Here is a 15084-nt window from a genome sequence, read left to right as displayed (position 1 = left end):
GAGCTTATCCACAAAATAAATCGCGCCAAAAGCGGGGAGAGAAAGTGGGGAATTTTTCAGAGGTATCAAAATCTTCAAGCAAATCATGCGCTTGCAAGAATAAATGGCTCCCCGGGCCGGATTCGAACCGGCGACCTGTCGATTAACAGTCGAATGCTCTACCGCTGAGCTACCAGGGAACGTCCACCGCTTGGCGCGGTGTGAGCGGGGTAATACAAATGCTTTTCCGATTTGCCAAGCGGTTTTTTCAAAAAAAACGCATTCCTCTTGTTTTATCTCGTCAGAGTCCCGATTTTCCGGGCTTATCGCCGATGAAAAAAATATCCACAGGCCAGATGTTAAAGGGCAGGATGGAATGAAATTTGGAATCGACCACAGAACACAGCGCCTCCATGTCGGAAAATGGAGCCTTGCCATGCCGCGTTCCCGCGTTGGCAGGATTGCGACGGGCTCGGCGCTGGTGGTGGGCGGAACGCTGGGTTTCCTGCCCGTTCTCGGATTCTGGATGATACCGCTTGGGCTCATTGTGCTTTCGCACGATCTCCCTGCGGTTCGCCGCCGGCGGCGACGGATGGCGGTGTGGTGGGCGTCGCGACAGAACCGCCGCGACACTCGCAATAACGGTCGGCACTAGGTCTTATGCGCCGATGGAGCTGCTGATCCCTTGGCCGGCCCACAGCGCCGCATAGGCGAGCGCCGCGAAATAAATCGATGTCAGTCCCAGGAAAAGATAGCCGCCAAGCACGGTGACGCCATCCCGCTGAATCATCCCGGCCGAAAAAAGCAGGATCGCAACGCCTGGAAGGGTGTTGGAGAAAGGAATGAAGCCAAGCGGCATCATCAGCAATACGCCCGCCGTCATCAGCGCAAGTCCGTTGATCCGGTTGGCGATGATGCCCGTCGTCAGCGCGGGAATGCGCGGGCGGATGAAAGCATCGAGCTTGGAGACAATGGCGATACCTTTTTGAAGTGCCGGGACGAGCTTTGCCGTCTCCATCTTCCGGTCAAGGATTTTCGCCGGCAGCCATGGCAGGCGGTTGAGGGTAATTGCCAGGCTGACAAGGATGATCGCCGCGCCAAAGACGGTGCTGACGCCGGGAATGGAAACCGGAATGAGAAAGGGCAGGGAAGCGATAGCGCAGATGAGCAACAGGCCCTGTTCGCCGATCGCTTCCATCAACTCGCGCAAAGTGATCGTCTGGCCCTGCAATTTTCCTATCAGCTTCTCAAGCGTCGTGCTGAGCTTTTCAGACGTATCAGTGAATGCGAATTCGTTCGTCATGCGTCGTCCCGGAAGTTGATTTAACTCCGGGATTGATACCATTCATCCGGCCCGATGCCTATCGCTGATAGAAACGAGCCTCTTCACATTTGGTCGTGCGGTTTCGCCCTGTTTAGTGCGAAACCCAGCTGCTGTATGCGCCTGCAAGAAGAACGACCAGCAGAATGACAAGTATGACCGGATTGATCGATGTAACGAAGTTTACATAGTCCATGATAACTTCCTCCTCTTTCCTCCACCTCTTATTCTACAGCAAAAAGGCGAGTTAATCTACCGCAGGGTGAAATTTTGCATTGCAACAACCGGCCTTCGGAATAGGCCGGAAATGCGCGTCTTTATGATTTTTTGCGATGCAAAAATAAATCTTCCAACATTTGCCATTCTCTTGCGTTGTCTCTAATCCTCATTCAGGGTTCGGTTCTCCGCCCTCCGGCAGCTGTCGGTAAACCGCATCAATAACTGCCGATATGCCTTGGCTCCTGCCTGCCTTCACTCCGCAACACTCTTCCCGGAGAAACCACATGCTGAAAAACATCTATGCCTGGACGATGGCGCTCGCCGCGCGCAAAACCGCCGTGTGGTGGCTGGCAATCGTGGCTTTCGTGGAGAGCTCCGTCTTCGTCGTGCCTGCGGATGTGCTTTTCCTGCCCATGGTGCTGGCAAAGCCGAAAAAGGCGATGTTTTATGCGCTCGTGGCAACTGTCGCCTCGGTTCTCGGCGGTATCGCCGGCTGGTTCCTCGGTCATTATGCCTTTGAGAGCATCGCCCGGCCCATTCTCGAATTTTACGGCAAGCTCGACAGCTTCGAGCATCTGAAGAACTCGGTGGACTACGAAACCATCGTTCTCCTGCTGGTGACATCGGGGCTCGCGCATCTGCCGCCGATCAAGGTCGTGACGATCCTTTCCGGCGCGGCCAATATCAGCCTTGGCCTGTTCATTCTTTCTGCCGTCGTCACGCGCGGCGCGCGCTTTTTCATCCTTGCCGGATTGCTGCAGAAATACGGGGAATCGGTACGTCATTTTATTGAGAAACGCCTTGGCGCCATCACTGCGGCGGCGGCCGCCGCACTCATCGCGGTCTATGCAGTTTACGTTTTCGTGCGTTGATCAAGCGCAATTTTTCTACTCTTACAATACTGTCGCAGAACTTTCAGCTTACTGTCAGAATCCACCTGTATCGGTTCTCTCGTCGAATAGGGGAACCGTTTTATTATGCGAAGATTCTGGAAGTGCTCGCTTTGGGGCATGGGTTTTGTTGTGCTCGCGGCAGGCTGTTATCTCTACGCCATTCAGCTCATGGGCAATTTTCACGAGGTTGTCGCAGGGCAGCTTTATCGCTCCAATCAGCCGAGCAATGAGCAGCTCGTCCGCTATACCAAAGATCACGGTATCAGGACGGTCATCAATCTGCGCGGCGCGAACGAATCCAAGGCCTGGTATCGCGATGAGGTCGAAACCGCCCGCGATCTCGGACTTAATCATATCGATTTCGGCATGTCGGCAAGCCAGGAGCTCGATATGAACAGGGTCAACGAACTGGTCGCCATCATGCGCGATGCGCCGAAGCCCATTCTCATTCATTGCAAGGCCGGTGCGGACAGGACAGGCCTCGCCACCGCGCTCTATCTCAGCCGCGTGGCAAAGCTTGACGAGGAACAGGCGGAAAGCCAGCTTTCCTTCCGCTTCGGCCATATCGGCATTCCCTATCTCTCGCAAACCTACGCCATGGACCGGACCTGGGAAAACGCGGAAAAGATGCCCATCGTCGACGATTTCGCCATCGCCTCTAACGAATATTGAATGTGTTATTGGCAGGCGACGCAGGCAAGGATGCCGGGCCGCCTGTTTCCGGTCTCCGGTCAGTTATTAAGCAGCCTATGACTCATCCCTTCGCCTCGGCAGCATCGGGACAAAATGGCGGGGGCGCGACGCCTTAGGTCCAATCGTCCCCCAGAGCACGTCCGGTTTAAGCGGAATCTGTGGACGTGCTCTCCCTTTTTGTTTTCACGCATTTCCGGACGTAAAACCGCTTCGCACTTTTACGGGAAATGCTCGAGCTCGCCGCATGTATCGTCGCGTCCAAAAGAGGCTGGCGAAGACGATTCTAATCGCGTCCGATATCCGGCGTCCATCCGCGCGTATATCCCTTTCCCATAATGGCGACCGCCAGGGAAAGCTGTTCCTGTAGATGCTCGATTTCGCCGAGAAGGGCTTCGACAGCCGCTTTCGCATTGCCGTCGTGACACTGGATGACATAGCCCGCTATGTCGTCAGGCCGTATGGGGGTGATTTTTCCAGCGTTGGACATATCGGATGACCTCTCTTTTGTTCACTAAATGTTCTAGTTTTAGCGAGGAGTCAACAACGGAGAGTCGACAAGGCAGTAGGGATTGCCTTTCGGTGGTCGGCGGCTTTACAGTGAAGACTGTATTTTCAAAAACTATGCGGAGAATGTTCTCCCTCACCACAATGGTCGCAGTACGGGATTTTGCCCCGGACCCCCAACGGTCCGGCGTCGAGCATTCGAACGTTAGTGGATGGACGGATCCTCGCCATCCAGAAAGCTGCGAATTCCGTCCTTCTCACACGTTGCCAGGAATTCTTCCCAGGCATCTTTATCGGTCGCGAAGGGTTCGTCCCAGGTGGTGACATCGTCATGCTCGCTGATGACTTCGAGCGTCCAATCCTGCTGGGTGCCGGCGGGCCGGTAGATATCAACCAAAACCGTGACGCCGTCGTCTTCAAACTCGCCCGAGAATTCCGAGTGTTCTATTTTCGTTTTTTTGGCCATCTCGGCGCACCTCATTCTCAGGCCTGGACAAATGTATAGCCGAATCCGGTCTTTTAAATTCGCGCATGGCGCGGGTTACCAGATGGCTGAAACAAATATAGCCAGCTCTGGGGGAACTGGCTATCTATCTGATTTTAATGGTCGGAGCGGCGGGATTCGAACCCACGACCCCTTGACCCCCAGTCAAGTGCGCTACCGGGCTGCGCTACGCTCCGAACCTGAAAGCCGTTTATATATAAGCCTGTTAGGGCGCAAGCGGAAAATGGTCTTTTCATAAAAAAAGGAGCAAAGGATGTGGATGGTAGAAGGGCTGAAGCAGTCCGGACGGGCGGTCGTCAAACGCATGACACATCCTCTTTCCATCATTGCCGGAACAAGCCGCCCGCTTCGGCGTTCAATCGCAGCGGAATTGAAACTCAGGGAGACGAACTATGTCTGAACTTGTCGTTGTTGGTTTTGACGGAACGGAAGTGGCCGACAGGGTGCTTCTGAAGCTTGCTGGCCTGAAAAAGGAATATCTGGTCGATCTGGAAGATGCCGTGGTTGTCGTTCGCGATGAAGACGGCAAGGTGCATCTGAAGCAGAGCGTCAATCTGACGGCGATAGGTGCAAGCTCCGGTTTCCTGTCCGGCGGCCTCTGGGGCGGCCTTGTCGGCCTGCTGTTCCTCAACCCGCTGGCGGGATTTGCCATCGGCGGCGCGATCGGTGCGGGCACGGGCGCTCTTGCGGGTTCGCTGACGGATTTCGGTATCGATGACGATTTCATCAAATCGCTCGGCGAGACCATTCCCAATGGTTCTTCGGCGCTGTTCGTGCTGATCCGCAAGGTGCAGCCGGAAAAGGTACTGGCGGAATTCGAAGGTCTGCGCGGACGTGTCATCAAGACGTCGCTGTCGCCGGCGCAGGAAGCGCAGTTACAAAAGGCGCTTTCCGGCGGAGCCGAACCGGCTGCCGCGCCTGCCGCCTGAACGGGCGTTGAAAGCGAGGCTGCGGCATGTTCCATGTCGCAGCCATCCGGGAATGCGGCTTACACGGTCAAAGTGCCGTTTTTCGCCTGTGGCCAGGTGAGATAATAATAGCGGCTGCCGACGCTGCCGAAAAACGCGTTGTCGCCAGAGATGGTATCGACATAGGCGCCGGTTTCGCTTCTCGCATAGGTCGAGCCGTCGCGTTTGAGATGGTCTTTCAGAAAGTCGCTCCATCCCGTCACGGCGATATTCATAGCAGGGCCGGAAGTGTTTTTTGTATCTGCGGCCACGTCCCAGGCTTTGACCTGCGCGCCTTCGGCGGGATCGGAGATGGTCAGCGTGCCGGCCGTCAAAGCCTCCAGCATGGCCTTTGCCTGCGAAGCCTTGTCCGGATCCGCGGTCAGTTCTTCCAGCGTCTCCTTCAGCGCCTTCATGAAATCGGCCTTGGTAATATCGCCGGAAGAAAGCCGGGTATCCGTGTCGTCGGTCTGCGTATCCTCGTTCGAGGTCTGGGCATATTGCGCCAGAAGCTGCGTGAGCCTGGTATTGGTGGACGAGGAGGAGTTGGTGGTGTCGAGCCCGTAGGAACCGAGCAGAGACGTCCGAGTGGAGGATGAGGACGTGACGGCGGGATTGTCTTCCTGCTCCTTGATGGCCTTGAGGGCCATTCTGGTTGCGGTGAGGCGTGTGGACAGGTCGATGGAGGAGACCATTGCGCTAGCTGTTTCCTTGATCGGGCGATACGCATCATTCGTACCGAACCGGCTCGGCGGGCATCGATCCCGCCTTTCGTCTCCTCTCATAAGAAGACCGGGCGAATCCCGGCCGCGTTCGGCTTGGGATGCACTCGGTCTTAATGGCCGGACTTTGCGCGACGCTTGCGGATCAGTTCTCCTGAACGGAGACGCCGTTCGGGCCGATGTTCATCTCGATTCCCTTCGGCTTGCTCTCCTCGTGCCAGACATAGATGCCGAGACCGGCAATGACCACGATGAGGGCGCCGATAATGAGATAGAGATTATTGGTCTGCGTCATAAGATGTCTCCCCTTTTGACAATCGGAATCGGGGGCTAAACGCATGAAATGGTGTAAGGTTCCGTAAGGGTAGGTCTTTACGCGGCGCGTGCGCGGCGGCGCAGGCTTTCACGTTTTTCCAGCGCCATGCACCCCCACAATATGCCGAGCAGCAGGAAGAAATGCCGCCAGTGGTCGGTATCGATGACGGCGCCGATCATCACATGTCCCACGAAAGTAACCCAGGAAATGATGAGGAACGGCTGCCAGGGGCGTGGCCGCAGCAGATGCCTGAAACCGGCGGCAACGGTCCAGCAGATCAACACGAGATAGATCACGAAGCCGAACCAGCCATGCGTCGTCAGGCTCTTCAGCCAGATATTATGTTCGGCAGCGGGAAAGATATTGTCGAACACCATCGGGCCAATGCCGAGGGGATGATCCATTGCGAGCAGGAAGCCGAGATAGTGGCGGGCAAAACGGCCGAGATGCCCACCATCATAGGATTGCACCGCAGAGGCGCGGCTAAGGAACAGATCGGCCACCTGTTTGAACTGCAGCGCAATGATAATAGCCGCGACCATGAGGCCCGCGGCGACGAGAAACAACACGAGTATCTTCAGACGGAAGGCGGCCGTTCGTTCTTTCAGCAGCATGACGAAAACGAGGAGGATGGTGGAAAACAGAAACAAGCCCCAGGCCGCGCGCGAGAATGACAGAAAAATGCCGAGCGACAGGATGAGTAGCCCGACGATCCGTAAAGGCGCATGCATCGCCTTGCCGGTGAGGAGGCCGTAGATCAGATAAAGCGACGGGGTCACCAGAAAGGGGCCGAAAACATTCGGGTCCTGAAATGCGCCCTTGGCGCGGTCGTAGAGGGTGAAGACCTCGAAACCCGGAATGGCGTGGAAATATCCGATGATGCCGAGCAGGGCGGTGATCAGCGCCGCTGCAAGCCAGGCCCGGAAAATCAAAAGCAGCCGCTGATATTTGTCCTCGATGATCGCCGCGTAAAAAACCGATGTCAGCGCCAGAAAGGTCGAGACGGCGAGATAAAGCGGTCCTTCATCCAGATCGGCCATGGTGGTGAGCGAAAGATAACCGCCGACATTGAAGGCAAGCAGCAGGCACAGAAGCAGGACGACGGTGCGCGAAAGGCGAAGGCCGAGCAGGAACCAGAGCGCCACCTGTCCCACCATCATCAACTCATAAGGCGCCGGCTCGGAGATGACGAAGCCGGAAAGGAACACGCCAAACGCGATGAAGAACGCACCGATGAGCCGCATGGTGGCCAAAGGTGCGTCAAAACCCGCCGCGTGCTGGTAACCGGTGTGGGTCAATAGGCGTTTTCCGATTTCAGCAGCCGTATCGGCGTGAGGAACAGAATCTTCAAATCGAGAAACAGCGACCAGTTCTCGATGTAATAGAGATCATATTCGGTCCGGAACTTGATCTTGTCGCCATGGTCGATCTCGCCGCGCCAGCCGTTGATCTGCGCCCAGCCGGTGACGCCGGGCTTGACCTTGTGGCGTGCGAAATAGTGCTCCACCACCTCGGTATATTTCAAGTCGCCCGTCTGGGCGTGAACGGCATGCGGGCGCGGCCCGACGAGCGAAAGATCGCCGTAAAGAACGTTGAAAAGCTGCGGCAATTCGTCCATCGAGGATTTGCGCAGGAAGCGGCCGACGGGCGTCACGCGCGGGTCGTTCTTTGTCACGGCCTTTTTCGCGGTCGGGTCGGCGAGCTCCGTATACATGGAACGGAACTTCCAGACATTGATCGTCTCATTGTTGAAGCCGTGGCGCTTCTGCTTGAAGAGGATCGGGCCTTTCGAGGTGGTTTTCACGGCAATTCCCGCCCCCACCATCACCGGCCATAAGAGGGCGATGCCGATGAGGCTGAAGGTGATGTCGAACACCCGTTTCGCCACCGAATCCCAGTCGCGGATCGGCTTGTCGAACACATCGAGCATTGGCACCTTGCCGACATGGGAATAGGCACGGGGGCGGAAACGCAATTTATTGGCATGCGCCGCAATGCGGATATCGACCGGCAGCACCCAAAGTTTGCGCAGAAGCTGGAGAATGCGCGCCTCGGCGCTGAGCGGCAGGGCGATGATCAGCATGTCCAGCTTCGTCAGGCGGGCGAACTCCACCAGCTCCGCAAAGGTTCCGAGTTTGGGATAACCGGCGACAACTTCGGGGGAGCGGGCGCTTTTCCGGTCGTCGAAGATGCCGCAGATGCGTATATCGTTGTCGGACTGCTGCTCCAGCGAGCGGATAAGGTCCTTGGCGGTATCGCCGCCGCCAACGATGACGGCGCGGCGTTCCATGACGCCGTTGCGGCCCCAATGACGAATGGCGAAACCGAGGATCATCCGCCCGGCGAAGATCGCGACCGCAGCCGTTGCATACCAGACGCCAAAGGCTTGCCAGGAATGCAGCGCATCGGGAAAGAAAAGGAGAAGGAAACAGGCAATTCCCACGAAGGAGAGGCACACCGCGCCCTGAATGCGGGCGAACATCTTCAGCGGCGTGCGCAGCGTCGGAAGCTGATAGCAGTCACCGGCCTGCAACAGAAACACGCAGAGCGCCGCCCCCAATACGCCGCCGCCGAAAACCGACAGAAAGGTTTCGAGACCGCGATCGGCCGCGATGCCGTTGACGATGGCGGCGATGACGACGAGCATCGTGAATTCCAGAAGCCGCAATTGCCCGATCACCATATTGGGCGAATGGTTGCCGGCGCGAAGCTGGTTGGCGATCTGCCGTGCAAGCGGATTGAGAACGACCGTTTCGGACGCCGAAGACCCGCCGGCTTCATGGTCAGAGAGTTTCTTGCGCAATGACGCCAGATCGAATTGCATTCTGTCCTTGTCAGTCTTGGTCATTGCCTTGGTCCGCACCCTCCAGCACATCGGCCTGAAAATCGCATTGAATTTTCGAACGGAACGATGCGCAACCTCAAAGTGGCAGAGCGCCTTTTATGCATCCGAATGGGCGCACGCGCTCTACGAGCAGGAAACTAGCCGAAACATGCTAAGAAACGTTTATGATGATTTTCTACAGGATGGCCGGAATATACAATTAAAAATCGTGTTTTTGAAATGACTATCAGGTGGATAACAGGCCGCGATAGAGTTTCATCATCTCATCCGCCATGACCGGGGTTGAAAATTTCGCTTTGAAGCTGTCGGGACGAGGCATGATCCGCTGCGCCCAGTCGGCGTCCTCGGCATCCTTGACCATGATCCGCGCCAGCGCGTCGGCGTCACCAGCCGGTACGAGCGCTTCGCTGTCTTCTCCGAGGACTTCGGGAATGCCACCGACATGTGAGGCAATGACCGTCTTTCCCGACGCAAGCGCTTCCAGCACGATATAGGGCATGGCTTCGGCGCGCGAAGGCACCACCACCGTCGTCGCCAGTTCGAAGGCCTGTCTGGCGGGCATGGCCGCATGCATGGAAATACGCCGGGAAAGCCCAGCCTTGTCGATCATCGCCGCATATTTGTCCCTGTCCGGTCCGTCGCCGACAATCACGCCGGACATGGGCTTGCCGAGACTGCGTTCCATCTTTGCAAATGCCGTGATGAAGACATCCGGCCCCTTGAGATCGCGCAACATGCCGATATAGAGAAAACGGGCTGCGTCTTCGCGCGCGGGTACGGTTTCGAACTCGCTTTCCTGAACGCCGTTATAGATCATCGCGGTGCGGGTGCGCGGCCTGCCGACCTTGGCTTCATACGTCGCCTGCTCGAAATTGCAGACGAAACAGAGCGCATCGGTGAAATGTTCCTGGAACCGCTCCAGCCGCAGGAAGAGCTGCCCTTTGAGGCTGTTTCTGGCGTAATGCAGGCTGCCGCCATGCGGTGAATAGAGGCGGGCTACGCGATACCTGTTCGCCCGCAGGAGTGAGCCGATCAGCCGGGCAAGAGCGCCACCCTTGGCGCTGTGTCCGTGCAGAATGTCCGGCCGCAAACTTTTGATGTGCTTGTAGGATTTCCACAGCGCCATGAGGTCGCCGGGGCTGATGGACCGCCTGATGGGCAGGCGGGTGAGGCCGAGTTCCAGCATCGGGGTGATCTGTGCGAAGAGCCGCTCCTCATGCGCGCCGCCGGTGGAACTGTCGCAAACGATGCCAACCTTGTGGCCCTGCTTCACATGTTCTTCGATGAGGTCGCGCACATGGCGGAAAACACCGCCCACCGGGGAGCGGAAGCAATGAATGATACGCAAGGGAGGGCCGTCATCCAACACGTGCGCCACTCCGTTCTTAGAAGAAGCGTTCACGCACATAGACGGTATCACCCGCCAGAATGGGCGCGGTGATCCCGATCCGGCCGGTCATCACCTCGGCGTTGATCTTGCGGGTAATGTCGACATCGGCCTGATTGGCGCGCGGAGTAAAGCCGCCGGCAATGGCTATGGCGTTTTGCGCGGTCATGCCCGGCACATAGGAATATTGGCCGGGACGACCGACTTCGCCCATGATGAAGACCGGGCGATAACGGTCGATCTCGATCGTCACGTCTGGATCGCGAAGGTAACCCTGCCGCAATTTGGCGGCTATGGCGGCTTCGAGCTGCGGCAGCGTCTTGCCGCGTGCGGGAACCTGACCGACGAGCGGGAAGGCGACATAACCGGCCTGGTCGACCGTATAGGTGTTGGTCAGCCCGGCCTGCTCGAACACGTTGATGCGCAGCCTGTCGCCGCTATCGACATGATAGGGTTGCAGCGCAGCCTCGTTAAAGGACCTCGGCGCGGGTTGATATGCCGTGCAGCCGGAAAGGGCCGTCAAAACGGCGAGCGTCAGTGCGGTGACATGTCGTGATCCGGCGAGCGGCATCTCATCTGGCTCCGAGTCGATCTTTGATCATTCTTATCGTTCTGTTAGGGTTAATGTGCGGTAAACAGCCGGCGCGAGCGATGGTAATATCGGCTTTATTTCGTCGGATTCTCCGGGATTAACTGTTGTGTTACCCGCAAGACTTAAGCTTCGCGAAAATTGACCATCTATATTTGAACGCCCGAGGTTTGTCTCGGTTACGGAGCCTGCATGAACGGCGATCGCATTGACGACAGGGATGTGGATATCGATCTTGCGCAGCTTGTCGCAGCCATATGGCAGCGCAAGGGGCGGATCGCGGCGATCACGCTTCTGGCCGGAGGCACCGCCTTCGTGATCTCAAGCATGATGTCGCCCGCCTATAAGGGCGAGGCGCGCGTGCTCATCGAATCCCGCACGGCCTCCTTCGGCGCCTCGCAGCAGTCCAATGCGCCCGCCGAGCCGGTTCTTGATGAATTGACCGTTTCCAGCCAGGTGCAGATCCTGCAATCGGTCGATCTCATCAAACAGGTCGCGAAAGACATGAAGCTTTATGAGCTTGATGAGTTCGATCCGGAGGCCCATCCTTCGCTCATCTCGCAGCTGCTGGTCGCCGTCGGCGTCAAGAAGGACCCGCTTCAGGTGTTGCCCGAGGAGCGGGTGCTGACGGCCTTCCGGGAAAAGCTGCAGGTCTATCAGGTCGAAAGTTCGCGCGTCATCACTGTCGAGTTTTCCTCGCAGGACCCGAAGCTCGCCGCCGCCATCCCCAATGCGATGATGAAGGCCTATATCGCCCTGCAAAGCGGCGCAAAGCTGGATACAAGCACGGAAGCGGCGCGCTGGCTGGAGCCGGAAATCGCCAATCTGCGCGAAAAGGTGCGCGAGGCCGACAGGAAGGTTGCGGATTACCGCGCCTCCGCCGATCTTCTCTCGGCGGGGCAGGGCGAAACGCTTGCCACCCGCCAGCTCAGCGATATCTCCACCGAACTTGGCCGTATCCGTGGCGAGCGCGCCAATGCGGAAGCGCGGGCGGAAGGCGTGCGCAGCGCGCTTGCTAACGGCCGTCCGCTTGATACTTTCCCCGATGTCGTTGGTTCCCCGACGATCCAGAGGCTGAAGGAAAACGAGACGACGATCCGCAGCCAGATTTCCGATCTCTCGTCTTCGATGCTGGAAGGCCATCCGCGCATCCGTGCGCTGCGCAATCAGCTTGACGGCATACAGCGGCAGATTCAGGAAGAAACCCGCAAGGTGCTGGCAAGTCTCGAAAACGAGGCCAATGTTTCGCGTCTGCGGGAACGGCAACTGGTTCAGCAGCTGAACATGCTGAAATCGGAAAGCGTTCGTGCCGGCGAACAGCAGGTTGGTCTCAACGATCTGGAGCGGGAAGCTTCTGCGCAAAGGCAGCTTCTGGAAACCTATCTTGCCCGTTACCGCGAAGCGACTTCGCGCGCCGGTTCGGTGGATTCCACGCCGGCCGATGCGCGCGTCATCTCGACGGCGGTGGAACCGCGCGAACCCTATTTCCCGAAGACCGGCGCCATCACCATCGTCGTGACGTTGGCGGCCTTTCTACTGTCCTGCATCGTCGTCATGCTGGTGGAGCTTTTCACCGGCCGGGCCTTGAAGCCGTTGGGCAGGAACCAAGTTCCGCCGCTCTCCGATCCGCCTTCTCCTTCCCGTTCCCCAGCCGATCCGGACAAAACGACGGACGTGTCGGAACAGCCTGTAGTCGCGCGCCATGAAGCCATTCAGCCTGCTGTGCGAGCCATGCCGGTCGCCGCATACCAGCCCGTTGCCGAAGAGGAAGAACGGCGTGTACCGGCCGCCGCCGCTGCGGCCGCCATACCGGCCTTGCCGGTGGAGGATGTCACGGCCGCGAAAGAGGAGGCAGTGGAGGAGGAGGTCGACGCCAATGACGACTTCTCCATTAGCGCCGTTGCAGGTTTCCTGGCTACCCGCCTTGCCAAGCCGGTCGCCGCGATCGTGTCTCCGGCCGGTGATAGCGGTTCGACCACGACCGTCATGCTGGCGCGTGCTCTGTCCGAAATGGGTCGTTCGGTCGTTCTCGTCGACATGACGGCGTCAGCCTGTCCGACGCGATTGATGGCGCCGGAGGCTGGACTTCCCGGTGTGATGGACCTTCTGGCGGGCGCGGCCGCCTTTGGTGAAACCATTCACGGCGACCGCCTGTCCGACGCCCATATTGTGCCGCGTGGCAATGCGCAGCCGCGCGAGGCCATGCGTGCGATTGACCGTCTGACGATGATCCTCGGCGCGCTCTCCGACGCTTATGATACCGTCCTCGTCGAGTGCGGCGCGGTACAGATCTCGAGCCTCGGGAAAATGCTGCGCAACCTGCCGGCGGAAATTATCGTCTCGGTTCCGGGCAAGGATAGCGAATTGTTGGAAAAGACGCTCGGTGAACTGGTTGCCGAGGGTTATGGACAGGCGCTGCCGCTTACCGGCATGCGCAAGCCGGACCATCTGAGCGCGGCCTGAGGCGCCGCATACCTACAGCGCCGGCAACTCAGTCGGCGGCGCTGTCCATCTTCGGCCGTCCGGCGCGAAACCGCTGTATCAACGCATAAAGCGCCGGATTGGATTTGATCAGGCTCTTCGTCCGGGCGATGGCGACATAGGCCGAGGCCGCAACGCGACCCTTCAACGTCACCGGCAGGAATATATCGTGCTGCACGGTGAAAAGCGGGCACCAACTGCGCTTGTAGAGCTGGTCGCCGACGCCGAAATCGAAGATTGCCGCCTTTTCGCGGCAGGCCCTTTCGATCATCAACCAGAACAGCAATTCACCGGGGCTGAGTTCCGAAACGGATTCATCGATCGAACCGAACTGGCAGATGATGTGATCCTGCTTGCGTGAAAGGCCGGCTATCGCGGCGATGACGCCCTCGTTTTCGCCATGCAGGCGAATGGCGTGCAGCTCCAGCAGGCTGTCCGTGCCTGTCTGTGGGAAATTGGCGAGATCGTAGAAGAAATCCTTCACCGATTGATCGCGAAACACATCCGGAATGCCCTGCGAGGCGAAACGGGCGGCCTTTTGGCGGAAAAACGCCTGCAACATTTCGCATTTTTCCTGTGACGATTGCGCGATCACATGGCTGTAGCCGCCCATTTCCTCGGCCCTTCGGCTCTGGATACGGAATTTCTTTCGTCGCCTCTTGGCATTGACCTGCCGAAGCGTGGCCTCGAAACTTTCGAGCAGGGGAAGCTGGAAGGCCGGATTCTGGTTCTCGACGGAAGCAAGATGCGAGAGGGGATTGGTCCTGTCGCGCCACCTCAGCGGTATGTTCTGCAAAGCCAGAATATCGGCTCGACCATGCAACAGCTTCCGCGCCTCCCGGGCAATCGCCGCCGCGATTTCCTGTCCGGCCTGTCCGGCAAAGGAGGGGTCGAAAAGCCCCGTATTGATATTGTTGAAACGGCCGCCGGGAAAACGCGCCTTGCGAACGCCGCCTTCCACTACGATTTCGAGAGGCAGCAGAAAGATCGTCTTGCCGCGTTGCCGGCCGCGAAGCGTAAGGAGCGCGCTATCCTGCGTTTGTGCCCAGATGGAGCACCAGCCGAAACTCTGATGCGGCGAATTGAGCGGATCGTTTTCCAGCCGCTCCCAGTCGACGCGGATGGTGGAGGCGTCATCGACCAGATCAATCAACAGACGATCAGCACCCCGCCGCTCGTTTTGCACGGCGGTCGGCGCTTGCTCGTCGCTGATAAAGACCGGCCCCTCAGCCGCCATCCACTCTCTCCGGTTGTTTCGGTCGGACTATATCGCTGAGCGGCAAACAATCGGTTTATAAAATTGCGACCTCAGGGTGTCATGCAATGGCCGGCGCTTAACCCTGTTTTTTGGGTCCGGCCATCCATTTGATGATCAGCATCGCCGGCAGAACCCACAGGATTCCGGTCAGCACGAAATAAGCGAGATGCACCCACCAGGGCGATTGCGCCAGCGCCGCCGATGCAATGGCCGTCGCTACCACGGCGTAAACGACGACGAGGCAGATGATGACGATAGTGCCGATGAGCGATCTGAGGCGAGGGTGCATGAAATCTTCCGTGATTGAACAACTGACCGACTATACCGCCGCGACCGGATGCCGCAAACCCTGAGGCCTTGTTTTGTGGTGCCGGTTGGGGCTAATCAACATGACTGTATGAGGGAGACCTGAAAGATGCGTTCGA

Annotated in this window: 16 protein-coding genes and 2 tRNA genes; 5 read left to right on the top strand and 13 right to left on the bottom strand. The window is 58.0% G+C overall.

Going from position 1 to position 15084, the window contains the following annotated elements:
• Positions 1–104: 104 nt before the first annotated feature.
• Positions 105–179, bottom strand: a tRNA-Asn gene (locus tag PL599_RS20705).
• Between the two features lie 176 nt (positions 180–355).
• Between PL599_RS20705 and PL599_RS20700 the strand changes: the two genes are divergently transcribed.
• The gene (locus tag PL599_RS20700; RefSeq protein ID WP_173988834.1) at positions 356–634 is read left to right on the top strand and encodes a hypothetical protein; all 279 of its coding nucleotides are present in this window, start codon (positions 356–358) and stop codon (positions 632–634) included.
• Positions 635–637: 3 nt separating this feature from the next.
• On the opposite strand, the gene PL599_RS20695 is transcribed toward PL599_RS20700, so the two are convergent.
• On the bottom strand, positions 638–1282 hold the full coding sequence (locus tag PL599_RS20695; protein WP_077982481.1) for an exopolysaccharide biosynthesis protein: 645 nt from the start codon (positions 1280–1282) through the stop codon (positions 638–640).
• 521 nt (positions 1283–1803) lie between these two features.
• On the opposite strand from PL599_RS20695, the gene PL599_RS20690 reads away from it, so the two are divergent.
• Together PL599_RS20690 and PL599_RS20685 are read left to right on the top strand one after the other, a co-directional pair.
• Positions 1804–2391: a YqaA family protein gene (locus PL599_RS20690; RefSeq protein ID WP_077982480.1), complete on the top strand. Its 588-nt coding sequence runs from the start codon at positions 1804–1806 to the stop codon at positions 2389–2391.
• Positions 2392–2529: 138 nt separating this feature from the next.
• On the top strand, positions 2530–3084 hold the full coding sequence (locus PL599_RS20685) for a dual specificity protein phosphatase family protein (protein ID WP_269824285.1): 555 nt from the start codon (positions 2530–2532) through the stop codon (positions 3082–3084).
• A 304-nt stretch (positions 3085–3388) separates the two neighbouring features.
• Here the strand turns inward: PL599_RS20685 and PL599_RS20680 are convergent, their stop codons facing one another.
• From PL599_RS20680 to PL599_RS20670, 3 genes are all read right to left on the bottom strand, one after another.
• Entirely contained in the window at positions 3389–3592 is a 204-nt protein-coding gene (locus PL599_RS20680) for a hypothetical protein (protein WP_269824269.1), read from the bottom strand.
• A 222-nt stretch (positions 3593–3814) separates the two neighbouring features.
• Positions 3815–4075 carry a hypothetical protein gene (locus PL599_RS20675; RefSeq protein WP_077982477.1) on the bottom strand — a complete coding sequence of 87 codons (261 nt, stop codon included), beginning with the start codon at positions 4073–4075 and terminating at the stop codon, positions 3815–3817.
• A gap of 138 nt (positions 4076–4213) precedes the next feature.
• Positions 4214–4290 (bottom strand) — tRNA-Pro (locus PL599_RS20670).
• Positions 4291–4506: 216 nt separating this feature from the next.
• Between PL599_RS20670 and PL599_RS20665 the strand changes: the two genes are divergently transcribed.
• Positions 4507–5043 carry a DUF1269 domain-containing protein gene (locus PL599_RS20665; RefSeq protein ID WP_142912597.1) on the top strand — a complete coding sequence of 179 codons (537 nt, stop codon included), beginning with the start codon at positions 4507–4509 and terminating at the stop codon, positions 5041–5043.
• 59 nt (positions 5044–5102) lie between these two features.
• Here PL599_RS20665 and PL599_RS20660 read toward each other — a convergent pair whose 3' ends face one another.
• The 6 genes from PL599_RS20660 to uppC all read right to left on the bottom strand — a co-directional run bounded on the left by PL599_RS20660 (position 5103) and on the right by uppC (position 10902).
• Complete coding sequence (locus PL599_RS20660; RefSeq protein ID WP_269824270.1) at positions 5103–5756, bottom strand: hypothetical protein; 654 nt, start codon at positions 5754–5756, stop codon at positions 5103–5105.
• A gap of 172 nt (positions 5757–5928) precedes the next feature.
• The gene (locus PL599_RS20655) at positions 5929–6078 is read right to left on the bottom strand and encodes a hypothetical protein (protein ID WP_003521552.1); all 150 of its coding nucleotides are present in this window, start codon (positions 6076–6078) and stop codon (positions 5929–5931) included.
• A gap of 77 nt (positions 6079–6155) precedes the next feature.
• Entirely contained in the window at positions 6156–7397 is a 1242-nt protein-coding gene (gene uppF / locus PL599_RS20650) for a polysaccharide biosynthesis O-antigen ligase family protein UppF (protein ID WP_077982473.1), read from the bottom strand.
• Complete coding sequence (gene uppE, locus PL599_RS20645; RefSeq protein WP_269824271.1) at positions 7394–8947, bottom strand: polysaccharide biosynthesis glycosyltransferase UppE; 1554 nt, start codon at positions 8945–8947, stop codon at positions 7394–7396. Before uppE ends, uppF begins: the two co-directional genes overlap by 4 nt.
• 223 nt (positions 8948–9170) lie before the next feature.
• Positions 9171–10313 carry a polysaccharide biosynthesis type 4 glycosyltransferase UppD gene (uppD, locus tag PL599_RS20640; protein WP_269824272.1) on the bottom strand — a complete coding sequence of 381 codons (1143 nt, stop codon included), beginning with the start codon at positions 10311–10313 and terminating at the stop codon, positions 9171–9173.
• 16 nt (positions 10314–10329) lie between these two features.
• On the bottom strand, positions 10330–10902 hold the full coding sequence (gene uppC / locus PL599_RS20635; RefSeq protein WP_271359850.1) for a polysaccharide export protein UppC: 573 nt from the start codon (positions 10900–10902) through the stop codon (positions 10330–10332).
• Between the two features lie 210 nt (positions 10903–11112).
• Between uppC and uppB the strand changes: the two genes are divergently transcribed.
• Positions 11113–13383: a polysaccharide biosynthesis protein UppB gene (uppB, locus tag PL599_RS20630; RefSeq protein ID WP_269824274.1), complete on the top strand. Its 2271-nt coding sequence runs from the start codon at positions 11113–11115 to the stop codon at positions 13381–13383.
• Positions 13384–13411: 28 nt separating this feature from the next.
• On the opposite strand, the gene uppA is transcribed toward uppB, so the two are convergent.
• Positions 13412–14638, bottom strand: coding sequence for a polysaccharide biosynthesis GNAT family N-acetyltransferase UppA (gene uppA, locus PL599_RS20625; RefSeq protein WP_269824275.1), 1227 nt, complete (start codon positions 14636–14638; stop codon positions 13412–13414).
• Positions 14639–14735: 97 nt separating this feature from the next.
• Positions 14736–14948, bottom strand: coding sequence for a DUF2842 domain-containing protein (locus PL599_RS20620; protein WP_020811154.1), 213 nt, complete (start codon positions 14946–14948; stop codon positions 14736–14738).
• Positions 14949–15084 lie beyond the last annotated feature (136 nt).

Source organism: Agrobacterium sp. ST15.16.055, assembly GCF_027956555.1.
Classification (GTDB): Bacteria; Pseudomonadota; Alphaproteobacteria; order Rhizobiales; family Rhizobiaceae; genus Agrobacterium; species Agrobacterium salinitolerans.
This window is presented reverse-complemented; position numbering and strand designations above follow the sequence as displayed.

Bases quoted from the DNA above. Each gene is read 5' to 3' on its own strand.
- PL599_RS20680 (WP_269824269.1), bottom strand. From the start codon at position 3,592: ATGTCCAACGCTGGAAAAATCACCCCCATACGGCCTGACGACATAGCG.
- PL599_RS20655 (WP_003521552.1), bottom strand. From the start codon at position 6,078: ATGACGCAGACCAATAATCTCTATCTCATTATCGGCGCCCTCATCGTG.
- PL599_RS20660 (WP_269824270.1), bottom strand. From the start codon at position 5,756: ATGGTCTCCTCCATCGACCTGTCCACACGCCTCACCGCAACCAGAATG.
- PL599_RS20675 (WP_077982477.1), bottom strand. From the start codon at position 4,075: ATGGCCAAAAAAACGAAAATAGAACACTCGGAATTCTCGGGCGAGTTT.
- uppE (WP_269824271.1), bottom strand. From the start codon at position 8,947: ATGACCAAGACTGACAAGGACAGAATGCAATTCGATCTGGCGTCATTG.
- PL599_RS20690 (WP_077982480.1), top strand. From the start codon at position 1,804: ATGCTGAAAAACATCTATGCCTGGACGATGGCGCTCGCCGCGCGCAAA.
- PL599_RS20695 (WP_077982481.1), bottom strand. From the start codon at position 1,282: ATGACGAACGAATTCGCATTCACTGATACGTCTGAAAAGCTCAGCACG.
- PL599_RS20700 (WP_173988834.1), top strand. From the start codon at position 356: ATGAAATTTGGAATCGACCACAGAACACAGCGCCTCCATGTCGGAAAA.
- uppB (WP_269824274.1), top strand. From the start codon at position 11,113: ATGAACGGCGATCGCATTGACGACAGGGATGTGGATATCGATCTTGCG.
- PL599_RS20685 (WP_269824285.1), top strand. From the start codon at position 2,530: ATGGGTTTTGTTGTGCTCGCGGCAGGCTGTTATCTCTACGCCATTCAG.
- PL599_RS20665 (WP_142912597.1), top strand. From the start codon at position 4,507: ATGTCTGAACTTGTCGTTGTTGGTTTTGACGGAACGGAAGTGGCCGAC.
- PL599_RS20620 (WP_020811154.1), bottom strand. From the start codon at position 14,948: ATGCACCCTCGCCTCAGATCGCTCATCGGCACTATCGTCATCATCTGC.
- uppC (WP_271359850.1), bottom strand. From the start codon at position 10,902: ATGCCGCTCGCCGGATCACGACATGTCACCGCACTGACGCTCGCCGTT.
- uppA (WP_269824275.1), bottom strand. From the start codon at position 14,638: ATGGCGGCTGAGGGGCCGGTCTTTATCAGCGACGAGCAAGCGCCGACC.